This is a genomic window from Bradyrhizobium sp. 930_D9_N1_4, assembly GCF_052076015.1.
Taxonomy (GTDB): domain Bacteria; phylum Pseudomonadota; class Alphaproteobacteria; order Rhizobiales; family Xanthobacteraceae; genus Bradyrhizobium.
Genome location: NZ_CP197236.1, coordinates 1,411,753 through 1,430,152, shown reverse-complemented (window position 1 = coordinate 1,430,152; position 18,400 = coordinate 1,411,753). Strand labels below are relative to the sequence as shown.

General features: G+C 64.8%; 18 protein-coding genes and 1 tRNA gene. 5 read left to right on the top strand and 14 right to left on the bottom strand.

Features of this window, described 5'->3' with window-relative positions:
* Nucleotides 1-10: 10 nt before the first annotated feature.
* The 6 genes from AB7532_RS06640 to chpT all read right to left on the bottom strand — a co-directional run bounded on the left by AB7532_RS06640 (nt 11) and on the right by chpT (nt 6,781).
* Entirely contained in the window at nt 11-883 is an 873-nt protein-coding gene (locus AB7532_RS06640) for a CheR family methyltransferase (protein WP_441234008.1), read from the bottom strand.
* A complete protein-coding gene (locus AB7532_RS06635) occupies nt 880-2,082 on the bottom strand; it encodes a protein-glutamate methylesterase/protein-glutamine glutaminase (RefSeq protein ID WP_441234007.1) in 1,203 nt (400 codons plus the stop codon). Before AB7532_RS06635 ends, AB7532_RS06640 begins: the two co-directional genes overlap by 4 nt.
* A gap of 75 nt (nt 2,083-2,157) precedes the next feature.
* The gene (locus AB7532_RS06630; RefSeq protein ID WP_007600538.1) at nt 2,158-2,523 is read right to left on the bottom strand and encodes a response regulator; all 366 of its coding nucleotides are present in this window, start codon (nt 2,521-2,523) and stop codon (nt 2,158-2,160) included.
* Between the two features lie 76 nt (nt 2,524-2,599).
* Nucleotides 2,600-3,070 carry a chemotaxis protein CheW gene (locus AB7532_RS06625; protein WP_441234006.1) on the bottom strand — a complete coding sequence of 157 codons (471 nt, stop codon included), beginning with the start codon at nt 3,068-3,070 and terminating at the stop codon, nt 2,600-2,602.
* A 29-nt stretch (nt 3,071-3,099) separates the two neighbouring features.
* Nucleotides 3,100-5,931 carry a hybrid sensor histidine kinase/response regulator gene (locus AB7532_RS06620; RefSeq protein WP_441234005.1) on the bottom strand — a complete coding sequence of 944 codons (2,832 nt, stop codon included), beginning with the start codon at nt 5,929-5,931 and terminating at the stop codon, nt 3,100-3,102.
* 196 nt (nt 5,932-6,127) lie between these two features.
* The gene (gene chpT / locus AB7532_RS06615) at nt 6,128-6,781 is read right to left on the bottom strand and encodes a histidine phosphotransferase ChpT (RefSeq protein ID WP_441234004.1); all 654 of its coding nucleotides are present in this window, start codon (nt 6,779-6,781) and stop codon (nt 6,128-6,130) included.
* Nucleotides 6,782-6,953: 172 nt separating this feature from the next.
* Between chpT and AB7532_RS06610 the strand changes: the two genes are divergently transcribed.
* Nucleotides 6,954-7,784 carry a 3'(2'),5'-bisphosphate nucleotidase CysQ family protein gene (locus tag AB7532_RS06610; RefSeq protein ID WP_441234003.1) on the top strand — a complete coding sequence of 277 codons (831 nt, stop codon included), beginning with the start codon at nt 6,954-6,956 and terminating at the stop codon, nt 7,782-7,784.
* On the opposite strand, the gene AB7532_RS06605 is transcribed toward AB7532_RS06610, so the two are convergent.
* Complete coding sequence (locus AB7532_RS06605; protein ID WP_441239201.1) at nt 7,778-8,263, bottom strand: YHS domain-containing (seleno)protein; 486 nt, start codon at nt 8,261-8,263, stop codon at nt 7,778-7,780. The genes AB7532_RS06610 and AB7532_RS06605 overlap by 7 nt on opposite strands.
* Before the next feature lie 139 nt (nt 8,264-8,402).
* On the opposite strand from AB7532_RS06605, the gene AB7532_RS06600 reads away from it, so the two are divergent.
* The 3 genes from AB7532_RS06600 (at nt 8,403) to AB7532_RS06590 (ending at nt 10,658) form a co-directional block, all read left to right on the top strand.
* Nucleotides 8,403-9,008 carry a DUF1134 domain-containing protein gene (locus AB7532_RS06600; RefSeq protein WP_441234002.1) on the top strand — a complete coding sequence of 202 codons (606 nt, stop codon included), beginning with the start codon at nt 8,403-8,405 and terminating at the stop codon, nt 9,006-9,008.
* A gap of 116 nt (nt 9,009-9,124) precedes the next feature.
* Complete coding sequence (locus AB7532_RS06595) at nt 9,125-10,423, top strand: hypothetical protein (RefSeq protein ID WP_441234001.1); 1,299 nt, start codon at nt 9,125-9,127, stop codon at nt 10,421-10,423.
* Nucleotides 10,424-10,583: 160 nt separating this feature from the next.
* Nucleotides 10,584-10,658: transfer RNA gene (locus AB7532_RS06590), tRNA-Val, on the top strand.
* A 334-nt stretch (nt 10,659-10,992) separates the two neighbouring features.
* Here the strand turns inward: AB7532_RS06590 and AB7532_RS06585 are convergent.
* The 5 genes from AB7532_RS06585 to AB7532_RS06565 all read right to left on the bottom strand — a co-directional run bounded on the left by AB7532_RS06585 (nt 10,993) and on the right by AB7532_RS06565 (nt 15,451).
* A complete protein-coding gene (locus AB7532_RS06585; protein WP_441234000.1) occupies nt 10,993-12,843 on the bottom strand; it encodes a caspase family protein in 1,851 nt (616 codons plus the stop codon).
* 152 nt (nt 12,844-12,995) lie between these two features.
* Complete coding sequence (locus tag AB7532_RS06580) at nt 12,996-13,673, bottom strand: hypothetical protein (RefSeq protein WP_441233999.1); 678 nt, start codon at nt 13,671-13,673, stop codon at nt 12,996-12,998.
* A gap of 42 nt (nt 13,674-13,715) precedes the next feature.
* Nucleotides 13,716-14,198, bottom strand: coding sequence for a transcription elongation factor GreA (gene greA / locus AB7532_RS06575; protein ID WP_441233998.1), 483 nt, complete (start codon nt 14,196-14,198; stop codon nt 13,716-13,718).
* A gap of 56 nt (nt 14,199-14,254) precedes the next feature.
* On the bottom strand, nt 14,255-14,764 hold the full coding sequence (locus AB7532_RS06570; protein WP_441233997.1) for a hypothetical protein: 510 nt from the start codon (nt 14,762-14,764) through the stop codon (nt 14,255-14,257).
* Nucleotides 14,765-15,106: 342 nt separating this feature from the next.
* A complete protein-coding gene (locus tag AB7532_RS06565) occupies nt 15,107-15,451 on the bottom strand; it encodes a hypothetical protein (RefSeq protein WP_441233996.1) in 345 nt (114 codons plus the stop codon).
* A gap of 269 nt (nt 15,452-15,720) precedes the next feature.
* On the opposite strand from AB7532_RS06565, the gene AB7532_RS06560 reads away from it, so the two are divergent.
* Complete coding sequence (locus tag AB7532_RS06560) at nt 15,721-15,954, top strand: DUF3551 domain-containing protein (protein WP_441233995.1); 234 nt, start codon at nt 15,721-15,723, stop codon at nt 15,952-15,954.
* Between the two features lie 142 nt (nt 15,955-16,096).
* Here the strand turns inward: AB7532_RS06560 and AB7532_RS06555 are convergent, their stop codons facing one another.
* Nucleotides 16,097-16,612, bottom strand: a complete 516-nt coding sequence (locus AB7532_RS06555; RefSeq protein ID WP_441233994.1) for a hypothetical protein — start codon at nt 16,610-16,612, stop codon at nt 16,097-16,099.
* Between the two features lie 164 nt (nt 16,613-16,776).
* Entirely contained in the window at nt 16,777-18,324 is a 1,548-nt protein-coding gene (locus AB7532_RS06550) for an acetolactate synthase large subunit (protein WP_441233993.1), read from the bottom strand.
* Nucleotides 18,325-18,400: the final 76 nt, after the last annotated feature.

Below are 18,400 nucleotides of genomic sequence, written 5' to 3'. Positions count from 1 at the left end.
GAGGAGAGATTCACCTCGCCGCGGCAACCTTCAACGATGGCGGCATCAAACCGCCCATCGGGCGGCCGGAGCGCGCGGGGTTGAGCTGATAGAGACCGCGGCGCTCGGTGATCGGACGGAACGCATCGGTGATGCCGACGACGGATTCGGCGGCGCCGAGCAGCAGTGTGCCGTCGGCCTCCAACCCCTTCGCCATCCGCTCGAAGATCACGGCCTTGGTGTCCTGATCGAAATAGATCAGCACGTTGCGGCAGAAGATCACATCGAACGTGCCGAGATGGGAGAAATCCTGCAACAGGTTGAGCTGGCGGAATTGCACCATCGCGCGAATGTCGGCATTGAGCTGCCAGAGTTCGCCAGCTTGCGTAAAATACTTCATCAGGTGCTGGATCGGCAGGCCGCGCTGCACCTCGAACTGGCTGTAGAGGCCAGCCTTGGATTTCTCCAGCACCTCCTGCGACAAATCGGTGGCGACGATCTCGATGCGCCAGCCGGCAAAGGCCGCGCCCATCTCCTTCACGCACATCGCGATCGAATAGGGCTCCTGCCCCGTCGAGGACGCCGCCGACCAGATCCGCAGCGACTTGCGCGCCGCGCGCGCCTGATGCAGGCCCGGCAGGATCGTTTCGCGCAAATGATCAAACGGGATCTTGTCGCGGTAGAAGAAGGTCTCGTTCGTGGTCATCGCTTCGACCACGTCGGTCGCAAGCCGGCCATCGCCGTTCCTGATCTTCAGCACGAGATCGGGAATACCGGGAAGACTTGCCTTGCGCGCGAGCGGCAGCAGCCTGCTCTCGACCAGATATTGCTTCTCGGGCGAGAGATCGAGACCGGAACGTTCTTTCAGGAACTTGCGCAGATACTCATAGTCCGTCGGCGTCACGCGCGGTCTCCCGCGAACAGGCGGTTGACCTTGGCGCCGATCTGGTTGAGCGGCAGGATCGCCGCGCAGATGCCGGCATTCGCAGCAGCACCAGGCATGCCCCAGACCACGCTGGAGGCCTCGTCCTGTGCGATCACGCTGCCGCCGGCTGCGACGATGTCCTTGCCGCCGCGCATGCCGTCAGAGCCCATGCCCGTCAGGATCACCGAGAGGATGTTGCCGTGCCAGATATCGATGGCCGAGGTGAAGAGCGGATCGACCGCGGGCTTGCAGAAATTGACGGCGGGGCCGTCGTCGAGTGCGATCGCAACGTCTGCACCATGGCGCACGACGCGCATGTGCTTGCCGCCGGGCGCCAGATAAATACGTCCCGGCTTCACCGGCTCGCCGTCAACGGCCTCGGCCGCCGGCTTGCGGCTCGCCCGCGCCAAATGCTCGGCGAGAATGGTGGTGAAGGTCGGCGGCATGTGCTGGGTGATCAGCACCGGGAAGCGGTCGATGACAGGACCGAGCTCGGTGACGAGCGTCATCAGCGCCTGCGGACCGCCGGTCGAGGAGCCGATCAGCAGCACCTTCGGGGCCTGGGACGAGAACGGACGCGTGGACAGCGCCCCCGATGACGGAGCATGCAGAGCCGGGGTCGGTGTGGGCGCAGCGGGCCGCACGATGGCGGGTGCACGTGCAGCCGGAGCAGCAGGGCTCGCGGGCGCCAGCGGCGGGCTCGCAACCGCGGGCTTGCGGCGCAGCCGCGCACCGAGATGGCGGATCTTCTGGATCAGGTCATGATGAAAGATGTCCGCGGCCGACGCTTCGCGCGTCGATTCCGGCTTCGGAATGTAGTCGGCTGCGCCGAGCGACAGCGCCTTGAAGCTGATCTCCGCGTTGCGGCGGGTCAGCGTCGAGGCCATGATGATGATGAGATCGCGCTTCTTCGCCAGCAATTGCGGCAGCGCCGAGATACCATCGAGTTCGGGCATTTCGATGTCGAGCACGGCCACATCGGGGTTGATGCGTTCGATCTGGTTGACCGCCTCAAGACCGGTGCGCAGCGAAGCCGCGACCTCCATGTCGTGCTCGGCACCGATCCAGCGCGAGATCAGACCGCGGATGACGACGGAGTCGTCGACGACCATCACCCGCAATGGGCCGGCTTCGCGCGACGGGCTCGTGGTCGAATTCCCTGCGAACGCAACACTCATTACTCACCAACTCAGACTGAAACGGTACAGTTGAAAACAAACGCCGAAGGATCCGTTCAGCCTCCGGGAGTCCGCTCAGATAAGTCCGACTTCCTGGAATTTCGCCGTCACGATGTCCTTGTCGAAGGGCTTCATGATGTATTCGTTGGCACCGGCGTGCAGCGCGCGTGCAATATGCGCGACGTCGTTCTCGGTGGTGCAGAACACCACCTTGGGCTGGTCGCCGCCGGGCATGCGGCGGAGATGGCCGAGAAACTCGTAGCCGTCCATCACCGGCATGTTCCAGTCGAGCAGCACCGCATCGGGCAGCCCGCGCTTGCAGGCTTCCAGCGCCTTCTCACCGTCCTCGGCTTCGAGGATCTGGAAGTCGAGACCCTCCAGGATCCGGCGCGCAACCTTGCGGATGACGCTGGAATCATCAACGACGAGACAAGTTCGCATGTGAACCTCTGCTTCCTCCCCTTTGCGGGGCACTTCCAATTGCAAGTCCGCCGGCGGCCATGCCGCCGGATCAGGATCAGGCCGCCATCATGTCAGGGGCGAGCTCGAGGACGCGATCGACGTCGAGGACGACCATGAGCTGTCCGTCGAGCCGGTGGACACCGCCGGCGAGCTTGGCCATGCGGGGATCGAGGTTGACGGGGTTCTCTTCCATGCCGGCCTCGGGCAGGCGCAGCACTTCGCCGATCTGGTCGATCAGCAGGCCATAGGATTCACCGCGGAGGTCGACGCCGACCGCCATCGGAGTCTTGCCGTCCTCGGCCGGCAGGCCGAGACGGGCGCGCATGTCGACCACGGTGACGATGCGGCCGCGCAGATTCAGGACGCCCGCGATCTCGCGCGAGGACAGGGGAACGCGGGTGACGCGCTCGGGCATGAACACGTCCTGGACGCGGGAGATCGGCAGGCCGAACAGCTGGCCGCCGATCATCGCGGTGACGTATTCGACCATGGCGCCTTCGCCAATCTGCGTCTTCTTGTTGCTCATATCGGTATCTCCTGATCCCTGTCCTGCTCTTACGCCGCCGCCCGGTTCAGCTCGGAGGCACCGGCGGCGCCCGCGGTCTGTTCCTTCAGCGCCGCGATCAGACCGGGACGGTCGAACTTGGCGACATAGTCGTGGAAGCCGGCCTGACGGCCGCGCTCGATCGCCGCCGGCGACACCAGCGCCGAGAGGCCGATGATCGGCATCGAGCCCAGATTGTTGTCCGAACGGATGGTCTCGGCGAACTCGAACCCGTTCATGTCAGGCATCTCGATGTCGGTCAGGACCACGTCGAAGGTCTGGGCACGGAGCGCCGCGAGGCCCTCCTGCGCGGTCGGCGCGGTGCGGACGCGGTAGCCCGCGGCCTTGAGCACCGGAGCCAGCATGTTGCGGAAGAAGGCCGAGTCGTCGACCAGCAGCACCGACTGCGAGTGCATCGACGGCTTCATCTCCTTGCGGGTGAACCAGTCGGAGAACGCCATCGGCAGGAAGTGGCCGACGTCGATCACCTCGGTGGCCTGGCCCTTGATCACGGCCGAGCCGAGAATGCCGGAAGCGGAGCCGCCGACCTCGATGTTGAGCCGTTCCTCGACGATGTCGATGATCTCGTCGACGACGAGGCCCATGGAGCGGCCGTCATCGGCGAACACCAGGATCGGCTGCGCGCCCTGGCTGGCGATGGTGACGCTCTCCATGGCGACGAGCGGCATCAGCTGCTCGCGGTACTGCACCATGTAGCGGCCGTTGCTGAACTCGATCTTGTCGGCCGGGAGCTCTTCCAGGCGCGTGACCAGCCCGAGCGGGACCGCCTTGGGCTGGGACGAGCCGGCGCGGAACACCAGCAGCGAAGTGGTCTGCTCGCCCGAACCGATGTGGTGGGCACCGTTCTCGTCGTTCATGTCATGGGCCGAGGAGCCGGCGGCGCCGAGCGCCTTGGCGATGCCGTTGGGGTCGATGATCATGATGACCGCGCCATCGCCGAGGATGGTGTTGCCGGAGAACATGTCGATGTGGCGCAGTTTGGTCGACATCGGCTTGACCACGATTTCTTCGGTGTGGAACACGCCGTCGACGACGATGCCGAAGGTCTGGCTGCCGACCTGTGTCACCACGATGAAGCCGTTCTCGGGATCGGAGGCCGCGCCGTCGTCGATCTTCAGCAGCTTCTTCAGGTGGATCAGCGGCAGCAGCTTGTTGCGCAGGCGAAGGACAGCCGTGTCCTTGATGCGCTCGATGCGGTGCTCCGAGTTGGCGCGGGCACGCACCAGCTCGACCACCGAGAGCTGCGGGATCGCAAAGCGGTCGCCGGCGGCTTCGACGATCAGCGCCGAGACGATGGCGAGCGTCAGCGGGATCTTGATGGTGACGGAGGAGCCCTCGCCGGCCACCGACTTGATGTCGATGGTGCCGCCGATCTGGTCGATATTGGTGCGCACCACGTCCATGCCGACGCCGCGGCCGGAGACCGAGGTGATGGCGGCCGCGGTCGAGAAGCCCGGCGCGAAGATGAACTTGTGGATCTGGGCTTCCGACATCTTCTCGAGTTCGGCCTCGGTGGCGAGACCGGAGGAGATCGCCTTGGCCTTGATCTTGTCGGTGTTGAGGCCACGGCCGTTGTCGGCGATGCAGATGATGATGTGGCCGCCCTCGTGATAGGCGGAGAGGCGGATGGTGCCCTGCTCGCCCTTGCCGTTGGCGGTACGCTCGGCGGGGGTCTCCAGGCCGTGATCGGCGGAGTTGCGCACCATGTGGGTGAGCGGGTCCTTGATCAGATCGAGCACCTGGCGGTCGAGCTCGGTGTCGGCACCGTGCATCTCCAGCTCGATCTGCTTGCCGAGTTCGCCCGAGAGGTCGCGGACGATGCGGGGCAGCTTCTGCCAGGCATTGCCGATCGGCTGCATGCGCGTCTTCATGACGCCTTCCTGCAGCTCGGCGGTGACGTTGGAGAGGCGCTGCAGCGGCACCTTGAACTCGGTGTCCTCGTTGCGGCGGGAGATCTCCAGCAGCTGGTTGCGGGTCAGCACCAGCTCGGAAACCATGGTCATCAGATGCTCCAGCGTATCCACGTTGACGCGGATCGACTGGTTGGCGATGCTGGCGCCCTCGCCGGCGTTCTCATCTGCTGCCGACTTCTTGATAGCGACCTTCTCCTTGGCAGGCTTTGCTTCCTTCGCAGCCTCCTTGGCGACAGGCGCCGGGGCTTCAGCGGCGGGCGCGGGCTCGGCCTTGGCTTCGGCCTGCGCAACCGGCACCGGCGCTTCGATCGCGGTCTCGCGGAAGGCGCGCTCGAGATCATCGAGCGAGACCTCGCCCGGACGGAGCGGACGCTCCAGCGTCTGGTCGATCAGCGAACCCTGGGTCATGTCTTTCGCAGGAGCCTTGGCTTCAACGGGAGCGGGCGCTTCGGGCGCCAGCGGCGGAGCCTCGGTCACCGGAGCAGAAGCTCCAGCCGCCGGCATCGGCTGCGCCGAGCCTGACATGGCGGCCATGCCCTGCTCGACCATCGCTTCCAGCTTGTCGATGAGATCGCGGTCGTTGCCCTCGGGCTCGGCTTCGGTCGCTTCGAGGCCTGCGAGAATTTCCTTGATGCGGTCGATCGAAGCCAGGATCACCGTCACGGCTCCAGCCGTCACCGGCATGCCGTCGCGGAATTTGCTCATCAAGGTCTCGCCGGCATGCGCCAGCGCTTCGAGACGCGGCAACCCGAGGAAGCCGCACGTACCCTTGATGGTGTGGACCAGGCGGAAGATGTTATCCAGGATCTTGGCGTTGTTCGGCTCCTGCTCGAACTTCACCAGCTGATTGTCGACGGTATCCAGGCTCTCGCTGGTCTCCGTCAAAAACTCCCGCAACAGATCATCCATGAAAACAGGCCTTCATACAGGGAGGACGCACACGAATTGTGAGCGCCATTTCGGAATGGGGCCAGCTTCACCGCAAAGCGTTTAATAATGGTTGAGTATGTGCAAAAGAACGGAACCAACAAAGAGATAAGGCGCTCCGGACAAGCCGAAGCGCCTCGTAAAGACTCAATTAACGATTGCGCGCGACGCGCTTCGTTTACGAAGCGGTAATGATGACCGCTTCGCCCTCCAGCTTGAGCGTCACGGTGAGCCCGCAGGCCTGCGCCAGCAGCCGCGTATAATAAGGCTGGATCGCGTGCGCATCCGCGGCAGGTCCGCGTTCGCCGCTCAGCAGCTCGGAGATGTTCTGCGGCAGGCGCGCATTATGTCCGGTCGCGGTGATGCGAAAGCTCATCGTCTCGCCCTCACCGATCGGATCGATCGTCAGCATGCCGCCACGCGGGATCGTGTGCTGGGAGACGACGAGCATGTTGAGCAGCAGCTTGACGCGATTCTTCGGCAGTAGCAGCCGCGGCAGATTCCACGTGATCGTGCACTTGCCGTCCTCGATGTGGCCGCGCGCCATGGTCTGGGCGTCGCCGACGTCGATCTGGGCGCCGGAGGAGCCGGCCGCGCCGAAGGCCAGGCGGCAGAACTGGAGCCGGGCGGAGGCGGTTTTGGCGCTCTTGCGAATCAGGTCGAGCGCGAACTCGCGGTCCTCGGGCTTGGGATCGTCGTCGAGCACTTCGAGCCCATTGACGATGGCGCCGACAGGGCTGATGAGATCGTGGCAGACCCGCGAACACAGCAGCGCGGCGAGTTCGAGCGCATCTGGAGCGGTGGCGGTACCGGGTGACGAAGCGTCAGACATAAAGGGTTCCTGGAATTGCACGGCACGGACGCGGCGAATCACACATGCTTGGCGAATTCCGCGGGTTCTAACATTCGCAAGCCCGGGGCAGCTAGCTTGCGATCGATTCGAAGCGGCCGTAAAGCCGCGGGCGAATCAGTTGCGTGGGGATGGAATTGCCGATGAATGAGGCATGCAGGTGAAGCGGATCATCGACGGCGCGGCCGCTATCGGCCTGATGGAGCCGCTCACCGCGCTGGTGGTGAAGGCCGGCGAAGCCATCCTTGCCGTCAACCGCGCGGTCATGCGGGTCGACGGCAAGCAGGACGGCTCGCCCGTGACCGAGGCTGATCTCGCGGCCGACCGCATCATCGCCGACGGCCTGGCGCAGGTGGCCAGCGACGTACCGACGCTCTCGGAAGAGCGGACCCAGCTCGCCGCGCCGCCATTTCATGGCAGCTTCTTCCTGATCGACCCGCTCGACGGCACCAAGGAGTTCGTCGCCGGCCGTGACGAGTTCACCGTCAACCTCGCCCTCGTCACTGAAGGCGTGCCACTGCTGGGCATCGTCAGCGCACCCGCGCTCGGTCTGCTCTGGCGGGGCATCGTCGGCCGCGGCGCCGAACGCGTCAGGTTCGACGCTACGACCATCGGGGCTGCCGAGCCGATCCGCGCCCGCAAGCTGCCTGCACAGGGCGAACCCTGGATCGCCGCGGTGAGCCGCTCGCATGGCGATCCCCGGAGCGAAGCCTTCATCGACAACAGGCCTCATGCCGTCAGGAAGACCGTCGGCTCGGCGGTGAAATTCGGCCGGATCGCGGAGGGCAGCGCAGACATCTATCCGCGCTTCGGACCCACGTGCGAATGGGATGTCGGGGCGGGCTGCGCGGTCGTGACCGCGGCCGGCGGCAAGGTCACCGACGGCAAGGGTGGCGAGCTACTGTTCGGCCAGCGCGGCGACACCGGTTTCATCATTCCGGAGTTCATCGCCTGGGGCGATCCGCAGGCGGTCAAAGGCTACTGACCAAGCTGTTCCTGGAGCGCCGGCCACCGCTTGCGCACCTCATAAAGGAAGCGCTCCGGGTTGGCGGCGAAGGCGTCGCGATTGGCTTCGCGGCTGAACAGATAGAGCCGCTGGGCCGAAATCACGTAGAAGCGGGGGTTGGCGGCGACGGCTATTCCCCGGGCGATGTCGGCAGGATCGTACCCGCCGAACTGCGGTCCATAGATCTCGGGATGGGCCAGGAAGGAGGCCCGGTTGCCCTCGTTGCGGAAGCGCCAGACCGCGCCCCAGAGGTTCGCCTCGAACTCGGCCGTGCCCCGCAGGGCATCGCCATCGACGAAATAGGCCACGGGGTCGAAGCCCTCGATCGCGACGCCGCTGAAGCGGTTGACGACGACACGCTCGGTGGTGGCCGCCTCGGCCGGTACCCCCGAGCAGGCGATCCAAATGCCCGCCAGCAGGCACACGAGGAAGCCGATCAAGGCAATTCCGGGGCGCAAAGGGCTATCTTCCTGCCGTTGTGCCGTCATAGTTGCTGCGGATAACATCCGAGTCGAGGGGACATCCGCCGCAACCTAGGACCGTGCCTGTTGGCGTCAGGTTAAGGAAGCGACCGGAATCGATACCAGGGGTTCTTTTATGACTTTCGCATCACGTCTTGCTGCCCTCGCGCTTGCCGCGCTGGTCGGCTGGATCGTCCCGGCCTCCGCCCAGCAGGCGCCGCCGCCCAATCTGCCGCCGCCGCAGCGGACCCCGACGCCCCAGACCTATGGGCCGGACGAGCTCGTGACCGCGGGTCACCGTTTCTTCGGCAACGTCTCGCGCGGGCTCGCCTCGATCATCGAGAAGGCGGTCAGCCAATGGGGCCTGCCGAACGGCTACATCCTCGGTGAGGAAGGCTCCGGCGCCTTCGTCGCCGGGCTTCGTTACGGCGAAGGCACGCTCTACACCAAGAACGCCGGCGACCTCCGCGTCTACTGGCAGGGCCCCTCGCTCGGCTTCGACTGGGGCGGCGACGGCGCGCGCACCATGACGCTGGTCTACAACCTGCCCGCCACCAACGCGATCTACCAGCGCTTCGCCGGCATCGACGGCTCGGCCTATATCATCGGCGGCTTCGGCATGACGGCGCTCACCGCCAACAACATCGTGCTGGTGCCGATCCGCTCGGGCCTCGGCCTGCGGCTGGGAGCCAATATCGGCTACCTCAAGTTCACGCCGCGCGCGACCTGGAACCCCTTCTAGGGCTTCCCCCCGAACAAGTTCCGGATTCACGTTAACGACAGGGCGGGGCTGGCTTTTTGCCGGCCCGCCATGCATTGTCCTTGGTAAATTTTTCCTTAGTTCTGGAGTTCTGGCCCATGGTCGAACCGATCATGTACCTGGCGATCGGTTTCCTGCTGTCGATGCTGTGCGGGCTTGCCATCGTGCCGCTGGTGCATAACCGCGCGGTCCGCCTGACCACGCGTCGGCTCGAGGCGGCCACGCCGCTGTCGATGGCCGAGATCCAGGCCGACAAGGACCAGCTCCGGGCCGAATTCGCCATGTCGGCGCGCCGGCTGGAAATGAGCGTCGACCAGCTCAAGAACAAGACCACGAGCCAGCTCGCCGAGCTCGGCAAGAAGAGCGACGCCATCAACCGCATGAAGATCGAGCTCGGCGAGAAGAACGCCACCATCTTCGCGCTGGAGGCACGCGAGAAGGCGGTGAAGGAGCAGCTCCGCGCCACCGAAGAGGAATTCAACACCAAGACCGCATCCTTGCGCGAAGCCGAGATTGCGCTGAGCGACAAGCAGGGCGAGCTCGCCAAGATCAACTCCGAACTGTCCGACCGCTCGATGATGGCGGAGAGCCGTCAGGTCGAGTTGGTCGCGGTGCGCGCGCAGATCGACGAATTGAAGAATCGCGTCGGCGATGCCGAGAAGGAATTTGCCGCGACACAGGCGCGGCTGACGCAGGAACGTTCGGACTCCGAAGTTGCCTCGCGCGAGTTGGGCGACGCCCGCGGCCGCGTCGAGAATCTGAGCCAGCGCGTCACCGACCTCGACCGCCAGCTCATCGTGCAGGTGAAAGAGGCCGAGATGCTGTCGGGCCGCGTCGCCGACCTCGAGGGACGCCTCGCCACGCAAGGCAAGCTGCTGGCCGAGCGCGACTACGAGAACAACCAGCTGCGCCAGGCGAGCGAGACCGGCGAGCGCACCATCAAGGAGTTGCGCGTCGAGATCGCCGGCTTGAGCGGCGGCAAATCCTCAGCCGCATTCGAAACGATCCGCGCGGAAAAGGCCGCGCTGGAGCAACAGCTCGGCACGGCCCGCGACGAGCGCGCGAAACTCCAGCGCGACATCAACGCGATCCAGCAGCAGGCGGAAAGCTCCTGGGCGACCGAGCGCATGGAGAACGCGCTGCTGCGCGAGCGCATCAACGATATCGCCGCCGAAGTGGCAAAACTCGCGATGCAGCTCGAAGGCCCGAACTCGCCGATCGAGGCGCTGCTGGCAGCCGAAGCCGGCCAGCCGCCGAAGCAGGCCACCCGCCCGGCCAACGGCACCGCGACCAACGGCACGGCCACGGTCAGCCTGCCCGAGGGCGGCGGAACGCTGGCCGAACGCATCCGGGCGCTCCAGGCCCACGCCTCCCGCGCCCGCCAGCAGGGCGCGTAAGCGGCCCCAAACGCGGTCTGGCCAGCGGATGGCCGATCCGCGGAAGGTTTTCGAGCCCCGAGGCCGCCTCTCAACTTGACACCCGTGGCCCGCACTTCTAAATCGCGGGCTCCAATGCGCCGGCCGGCCTCAAAAGTCCGTCCGTTGGCATGATGGTCCCGGGTGCATAGCTCAGCGGGAGAGCGTTCCCTTCACACGGGAGAGGTCCAAGGTTCGATCCCTTGTGCGCCCACCATCCATCTTCCTGAACAAGACCGATTGCCGACGATGACCGACGCCTTGCGGCTGTCCGTTACCCGTCCGAATCAAAAATGTCTAAAACAACCCCATGCACAGTAGCCGACGTCAGTCGGATCAATGGGTTACGATTTTTCCGAATTTTTCTTGCTCCGTCGGGCAAAACAGGAGCATGATGGCATGATTGGAAAATGCGCCACGCCGCCGGCTCAGCCCCGCGACCTCTCCAGTTGTCATTGCGAGCGCAGCGAAGCAATCCAGCAATCTCTCCGCGGAAACATCTCTGGATTGCTTCGCTGCGCTCGCAATGACGGCGCAAGAGCCAAGAGCGCCTAATTGCAGACTTCCACGTTGCTGCCGCTGTTGGCGGCGCCACCGGCTATGATTCCGGCCCGGAATTGCAAGTGGCACCCGCGCGCAACCGGTCGGCAACCCGCACTGTTGCAAATGATCTGGCCTGACGACTGCGGCTTGGCCGGTGCCGATTCAACCTGCTTCCGCTGCTCGTCCCGTTTCCTGGAATCCTCACGTGCAGTGGCGGGCTTCTTGTCGGGGATTTTTTCGCATTCGTTGTCGTCGTTGACACGGGACCCTGCCCGGCACGTGATCCTCGAACATTGATCGCCATCGGCCCTGAAGCCGCGATCGCAGACAAGCGGGCAGACGCGGCCGGGCTTGACCTTGAGCGCATCCAGCGCGTCGAAGCTGGCGAGCTTCACGTCGAACTTCGTGCCGGCGTACCGGTTGAACAAGGTCAGCGAACGCTGCGACGACGCATTCCAGTCTCCATCGGCGGCGCTCGCCAGACATCCGACCCGGCGCAACTCCGATTGCAGCAGCTTCGCCGTCTCCTGCGGAGACAGGCTGGGCGCCGATGCAGCCGGAGCGACGGCTGCGATCTTCTGTTCGCCGTCTGCCTGCGCCTTCTTCTCGGCTGCCTGTCCGGCCACCAGCTCGGCTGCGGCCTTGTCATTGGCAATCCTGTCGGCGAGCGCCTTCTCGGCGGCCTGCTTGTCGGCCAACGCCTTGGCAACGGCGGCCTCGGCATCCTTGCGCCGTTGCTCGGCGGCAGCGGCTTTCACCTCTTCGGCCTGCTTGGCCTTCTCGGCGGCGAGCCGGGCATCCTCGGCGGCCCTGGCTGCGGCGGCCGCCTTGTCCTGCTCGACCTTGTTGGCGTGCTCGGTCGCAAGACGGGCCTTTTCATCCTCGGCCTGTTTGGCCTTGTCCACGGCAACGGCGCGGGCTTCCTCGGCTGCGATCCTGCTCAATTGCCCCTTGGCGAGGCTCGCATAGAAGCCATCGGGATATTGCGTGAGAAAAGCGGTCCAGACCTCCCGGCTGCCGATCTGAAGCGCCAGCTCATAGTCCCGTCGAACGGAATCCTGCGGGTTCGGCTGAGGTCCAACCGCAACCGGCTTGGCCGGAATCAACGGGACATCGTCACCCCCGAGCGAGCCGTAGACATAGGGCTCCTGCTTGTAGCCGGTGTTCTTGAGGACGTCGTCGCGGACGAAGCCGAAGGCCTTGCGCAGATCGAGCCCCGGTGTCGGCAGACGCTCGACCACGGCCGCGGCAAACGGGCTGTTCTTCGAATCCCCGTCCGAGGCCGTCGAGCCCGCCTTCGCGGCGAACGCGATCATCGTGTTCGGGCTGGTCGGCTCGATCTTGGCGAGGCCACGTCCGATCGCGCGCGAGGCGACAGTGCGCTTCATCGTCTTGGCGAACGGATTGTCGCGACAGGCGTCCAGGATCACGAGGCGAAGTTGCTTGGCGGGTTCAATGGCGAACAACACCCGGTCGAGCGGAAACGTTTCGTCGAGCACGTCGGTGTCAGTTTCCAGCGTAGCGTCGGTCGGGATCAAATAGTTGTTGCCGTCAAGTTCGATGCCGTGACCGGCGTAGTAGATGATGGCGACGTCGGCATCGCGTGTCTTGCCTCCGAACTCGCGGAGCGCCTTGCGCATCTCGACGACGTTCAGGTCCAGCTTGATGTCGATGCTGTCGAAGCCGGCCTTCCTGAACATGCCGCCAACCAGCGTGGCATCGTTCGTCGGGTTGGAGAGACGGGGCACGCTCTTATAGGCGGAATTGCCGATGACGAGCGCGACGCGACGCTCCGCATGGGCCGATCCGCAGGTCAGCCCGATCAAAAGGAATAATGAAAACCAGCGAAAAGCGCCCATTCTCGCCCCGACAATATGTGCGCAGCCTATGCAGACCCTGCCGAAAGGCAAGCACCTGATCCGTGACGTTGGTCACACCCGCATCGCCCGCCGAGCGAATGCGCGGCGCGCTCCGGTCGGAACACCGCTTCCGTACTCTCAGGGATCAAGCCTCAGGCGGCCCGAGCCGGCCGCAAGGCCGCGTAAAGACCGACGAGGGTGCCGATGGCGACCAGCGCCGCCGCCAGCAGCACCTGCAATTCCCCATCGTCGGTGGCGCCGACGGACGATACGAGTCGGGTCACGACGACGAACAGAATGCCCACGGCGGCCGCAGCGCCGACGCTGAGATAAGCGAGCTCTCGCGTCAGGTTGCGGCCGAGCAGTCCGAGCGCCGTGAAATACATCGCGCAGGCGTTGGGATGAACGAACAGGGCAATGCGCGCGTAAGGACCGTAGGCGTCGAAGAGGGATTCACAGCGGCTCAGTGCCGCTTTTGATGCGACTCGCTGCAGGAACGGTCTGAAGAAGCGCGCCTGTCCGTAACTCAAGACAGCGCCCACGATGATCGCCAGCCACGCCACAATGAAAACGGAGACATCCGCAGGCCTCGGATTGAGCGCCACGGACATCAGGATGAGAGCGGTCCCGGGGAAATAACCGAAATACGGGAAGACCGCTTCCAGCAGCACGCAGACGAACATGAAGACCAGAAACCATGACGAACCGGTCGCACCCCGGACGATGGCGTTCAGGTCGAAGAGGTCAGTCTTGTACAAGACGAGGTACATGCACATGGCGAGGCCCGCCAGCGCGTAGAACGGCAAGGCACCCGAGAGAAACCGTCTCATGCGGCGATCGCGCTTTGTTTCGGGGACACGGCGGAAACCATCCTACGCAATCGACAAGATCTCGATCTCCTGCGCGCCTGCGCCCACAACATCCCCCACCGCCTTCCCCATCAGGGACCTCGCGACCGGCGCGACGAACGAGATCGAACCCGCCTTCGGATCGGCTTCGTCCTCGCCGACAATGCGGTAGGTCTGCACGCGGCCGTCCGTGCGGCTGAAGGTCACCGTGCTGCCGAAGGCGACGATGTCGGTCGACGCCGGATTCGCGACGACCTGTGCAGTGCGTAAGCGTTCGGTCAGATAGCGGGTGTCGCGCAAGGGGACCGCCGACTGCCGGCGCTTTTCATTGACGTCCTCGATGGCTTGCGCGGCTTCGTAAGCTGCGCGCGCGTCCTGAAGCTGCGACTGCAACGCCTGGAGGCCAGCCTCCGTCACGAGGTTCGGATGCGGCGAGATCGGGCGATCCGGCAGCAACGTCTCGGCGGCGGTCTCGGCGCTTTCTTCCTTGGTAAAGGCGACGCTCAATTCAGGAATCCTGTCGAACTTTGGTGGCGACGCAACGCGCCGCCGATTGTGCCAGATTATATCTCAAGTTCGACGAAACGGCGGAGCTTGAAGACAAGATCCGGCATGGCCTGGCGGAACCGCGTCGCGTTCTGGAAACTGGTCGAGAACGGCGCAAAGGTGATCATCGCGTTCCAGTGCCGGTAACCGTAGACCGTGACCGAGGCCCCTGTCGCCGGAAAGTCCTCGAGCTTGCGCAGCTCGCCGAGCACGAGATTGGCAATCGCTTCCGCGGGCAGCAATTGCTTGCCATCTGCCGTGGTGGCGATTTTCGGAGGCGGCTCGACCGGCGTGGCCGCGGCCGGCGGCGCATGGGAGGCAGTTTCGGTCTTGATTTCAGTCTTGATTTCGGATTTGGCCGGCGCCTCATCGGGGATGGGCGCCTCAACCAGCTCGAATCCATGTGTCGGCGCTGTCGGGGGAACATCGGTGAGCGGCGGCGGAGTCACGGTGTCTGCGCGCTTGTTGCCCCCCAGGATGCTGCTGATCATGGCCACAAGGCCAGCATCCTTCACGTCGTCGCTCATTACTCCCCCCGGCTTTGGCCTACTCTAGCACCGCGCCGGCAGACCACACCAACATATGTGGGGAGATCCCGCGTGGCCAAGGGCGTGCATAGGCATCCAAGATGTCGCACATAACCCCTTGAGGGCGCACATCGCGCACGCCTCGTCCTTCGAGACGACCGCTCCGCGGTCTCCTCAGGATGAGGCTAAGCAGCATCGGTTCGCCGAAATTGCTGCCGCGGGCTTTGCCCTCATCCTGAGGAGCCCGCAAAAGCGGGCGTCTCGAAGGATGTGCCGCAGGGAAGCCCCTCTCACGAGCGATCGGTGCAGCAGCGCGAATCCTCGCGCCGCTGCTACACTCCGTCACTGCTTATCGAACGGAACGTATTGCTGGTACTGCTTGGGCACCGAGCTGCGATAACGCGCGGGCACCGTGCCACTATCGACCGAGTGATCGATCTCCTGCTGCCGGGTCATCTTCTTCTTCGGCTGCTTCTTCGACGCACTCTTCCTGGAGTCGGATGACTGGCCGGAGTCGGTGGCCGCGGCCGGCGCGGCGGCTGTCGGCGTGGTGGTCGCGGCCGGCGCGGCAGTTGTCGCCGCAGGCGCGGTTCCGCCGGCAGCGGGCGCCGTCTGCGCCGACGCGAGCGGGGTTTGCATGAGAAGCGCCAGCGCGGCCGTCGCAGCCAGCAAATATGATTTTTGCATCAGAACCTCCAAAATGAGCCGATCCGGATGAAGCAAAGCGTAGGCCTCCGGGATCGGCGCGTGCAAGTCTGCTCACGATAGGCCGGACACCCGTCGCGAACTGTGGCCGAGATCACATAGTTCACCGCGGCTTGCGTCATCATAGACCCATGTCGAACGCAGCGCCCACTGCGGACACCAAGACAAGCACGACAAAGTGTCGGACATGTCCCGGAACACGCTGACTTGAACCGGTGTTCTTCATCAAAATGCTTTCGAAGGAGATTGAAATGCGTCGCACCATCCTCACCCTCGCCTCGTTCGCAGCTCTGATCGCCGCGACCTTCCCGGCGGCCCAGGCCCACGCCGGCAACGACAGGTATTGCCTGCAAGGCCGCATGTGGGGCTATCCCGGCAACTGCCAGTTCGCGAGCTATCAGCAGTGCCAGGCCACCGCCTCCGGCACGTCGGCCTATTGCGGCATCAATCCGCGCTACGCGTACTCGCAGCAGCGCAGCTACTGACGATGTTGCGGCGTGCGCATGTGGCGCGCGCCGCGACAAGATGCTCCGAGCACTGACATCCGTAGCCCGGATGGAGCGCAGCGCAATCCGGGTATCTATCGGCCTGGAGAGACGCCCCGGATTTCGCTGCGCTCTATCCGGACTACGAAGAACTCAATCCGGTCTCTTCAAGCCGCGTCGCAAACCAGAGCGACAGCGGCTGATCGACGATTCCGCTGACATAGACCTCCGACATCGTCACTTGCTGCTTGTCCAGCACCAGCAGCACGCCGATCCAGTAGGCGAACCAGACATGCGCATCGGTCAGCGCCATCAGCTTGTGCTGGTCGTGCTCGAGCGAGGTATGATTGCTCGCCTTGCGGATCTCGACGGTGAGCAGATTGTTCGGGATCTCGCGCTGATGCACCACGACGTCAGGGTAGATCGACTTGCCCAGATGGTCGTCGGTCGAGATGATGGTGCCGCGCGGCAGATGCAGCGTGCGCTCGCCGAGCCGGTCGTAGTTGCAGTCGACTGACCAGCCCGAAAACTGCCGCTCGAGATAGACGGCGAAGCGGTGCGTGACCGCCCGCTCGCCGACGTCCTTCTCGAACAGGAATCCCTCGTGGGCGTAGAAGTCCCGGAGCGCCGCGATCACCTTGTTCAGCTCGGTCTGCATCTTGCCTCCCGCGCCACACCATCAGTGTCGTCCCGGCGGAGGCCGGGACCCATACCGCGAGGTCTATCGAATGCGCGCGATACGCGTACCGGACCTCTAGTCTTCGTCAAACCTCTCCCTGGGGTTATGGGTCCCGGCGTTCGCCGGGACGACGAGGGAGAAACCTACATCACGACTTCGATCAGCCGCGGTCCGGGCTCGGCGACGGCTTCGGCCAGCGCCTTGTTGAACTCGTCGACATTGGTGACGGCGCGGCCGGGAACGCCCATGCCCTTGGCCAGCGCCACGAAATCCATCGTCGGCCGGTCGAGGCGCAGCATGTCGTTGGCGCGCTGGCCGGGTTCGCCGGCGCCGACATTGTCGAACTCGCCGCGCAGGATCTGGTAGATGCGGTTGGCGAACACGATGGTGACGATGTTGAGGTTTTCGCGCGCCTGCGTCCACAGCGACTGGATCGTGTACATCGCGCTGCCGTCGCCGACCATGCAGATCACCTTGCGGTCCGGACAGGCGATGGCGGCGCCGATCGACAGCGGCGTCGAGAAGCCGATCGAGCCGCCCATGTTCTGCAGCCAGTCGTGCGGCGCTGCCGCCGCCGTCGGCGGGAAGAAGGCGCGGCCGGTGGTGAGGGACTCATCGACCATGATCGCGTTCTCGGGGATCGCATACGCAATCGCCTGCGCGATCGAGGCATGCGTCAGCGCGCCGGTCGGCTTGAGCAGTTCCTGAGTGGCCTGCGGCTTGACGTCCCTGGCGCTGGCCTTCACGGCGCCGGCGAGCGCTTCGAGCGCCGCCACCGAATTCTCGCCCCAGGAGGTCATGCGATGGACGTCGCAGCCCTCCGGCTTGAGCATGCTCGGCTTGTTCGGATAGGCGAAGAACGCGACGGGATCATCGGACTCGACCAGCACGATGTGACGGAATTTCGCCAGCATCGGCAGCGCCTGCTCGATCACGTAGTGAATGCGGTCGATCGAGAAGCGGCCGCGGCCGCGCGCCATCTTCGGGCGGAAGGTCGGGCCCATCACGGTGCAGCCGGTCTTGGCGGCAATGCGCTCGGCCTGCGCCAGCCCCTCCTCGCTCAGCGCGCTGCCGGTCATCAGCAGCAGCGTGCCCTCGCCGTCACCGTGCAGGATCTTGGCGGCCTGCTCGACCGCCTGCGGCGAATAGCTCGCGCGCTGCTGCTCGGCCGGCACCTCGGCGATGCCGTCGGCCTCGTTCCAGGCGGTGTCTGCGGGCAGGATCAGGGTCGCGATCTGACCCGGCGCGCTCTTGGCGGCGGCGATTGCCGCAGCGCCGTCAGCGGCGATCGATTTGGAATCCGGCGAGGTGCGGACCCAGGACGACATCGGCCGGGCAAGGCCCTCGATGTCGGAGGTCAGCGGCGCGTTGTAGCCGATGTGATAGATCGCGTGCTGGCCGACGATGTTGACGATGCCGGAATTGGCCTTCTTGGCGTTGTGCAGATTGGCAAGGCCGTTGGCGAGGCCAGGGCCGAGATGCAGCAGGGTCGAGGCCGGCGTGCCCGCCATGCGGTAATAGCCGTCGGCAGCGCCCGTCACCACACCCTCGAACAGGCCGAGCACACAGCGCATGCCCGGCACGCGGTCGAGCGCTGCGACAAAATGCATCTCGGAGGTCCCGGGGTTGCTGAAGCAGATGTCCACCCCGCCCTTGACCATCGTCCGCACCAGGCTTTCCGCACCGTTCATTCCAAAGCTCCCGCAACCGGCAATGTCCAATAATCCGTCCGGTCGATCATTGTTCGCTGGCCCCGTCAAAGCAATA

What these genes read in the sequence shown, in the direction of transcription:
- AB7532_RS06620 (WP_441234005.1), bottom strand. Translation starts at nt 5,931, where the DNA reads ATGGATGATCTGTTGCGGGAGTTTTTGACGGAGACCAGCGAGAGCCTG.
- AB7532_RS06610 (WP_441234003.1), top strand. Translation starts at nt 6,954, where the DNA reads ATGCAGGTGAAGCGGATCATCGACGGCGCGGCCGCTATCGGCCTGATG.
- AB7532_RS06585 (WP_441234000.1), bottom strand. Translation starts at nt 12,843, where the DNA reads ATGGGCGCTTTTCGCTGGTTTTCATTATTCCTTTTGATCGGGCTGACC.
- AB7532_RS06600 (WP_441234002.1), top strand. Translation starts at nt 8,403, where the DNA reads ATGACTTTCGCATCACGTCTTGCTGCCCTCGCGCTTGCCGCGCTGGTC.
- AB7532_RS06580 (WP_441233999.1), bottom strand. Translation starts at nt 13,673, where the DNA reads ATGAGACGGTTTCTCTCGGGTGCCTTGCCGTTCTACGCGCTGGCGGGC.
- AB7532_RS06555 (WP_441233994.1), bottom strand. Translation starts at nt 16,612, where the DNA reads ATGCAGACCGAGCTGAACAAGGTGATCGCGGCGCTCCGGGACTTCTAC.
- AB7532_RS06630 (WP_007600538.1), bottom strand. Translation starts at nt 2,523, where the DNA reads ATGCGAACTTGTCTCGTCGTTGATGATTCCAGCGTCATCCGCAAGGTT.
- AB7532_RS06595 (WP_441234001.1), top strand. Translation starts at nt 9,125, where the DNA reads ATGGTCGAACCGATCATGTACCTGGCGATCGGTTTCCTGCTGTCGATG.
- AB7532_RS06550 (WP_441233993.1), bottom strand. Translation starts at nt 18,324, where the DNA reads ATGAACGGTGCGGAAAGCCTGGTGCGGACGATGGTCAAGGGCGGGGTG.
- AB7532_RS06635 (WP_441234007.1), bottom strand. Translation starts at nt 2,082, where the DNA reads ATGAGTGTTGCGTTCGCAGGGAATTCGACCACGAGCCCGTCGCGCGAA.
- AB7532_RS06625 (WP_441234006.1), bottom strand. Translation starts at nt 3,070, where the DNA reads ATGAGCAACAAGAAGACGCAGATTGGCGAAGGCGCCATGGTCGAATAC.
- AB7532_RS06570 (WP_441233997.1), bottom strand. Translation starts at nt 14,764, where the DNA reads ATGAGCGACGACGTGAAGGATGCTGGCCTTGTGGCCATGATCAGCAGC.
- AB7532_RS06560 (WP_441233995.1), top strand. Translation starts at nt 15,721, where the DNA reads ATGCGTCGCACCATCCTCACCCTCGCCTCGTTCGCAGCTCTGATCGCC.
- chpT (WP_441234004.1), bottom strand. Translation starts at nt 6,781, where the DNA reads ATGTCTGACGCTTCGTCACCCGGTACCGCCACCGCTCCAGATGCGCTC.
- AB7532_RS06565 (WP_441233996.1), bottom strand. Translation starts at nt 15,451, where the DNA reads ATGCAAAAATCATATTTGCTGGCTGCGACGGCCGCGCTGGCGCTTCTC.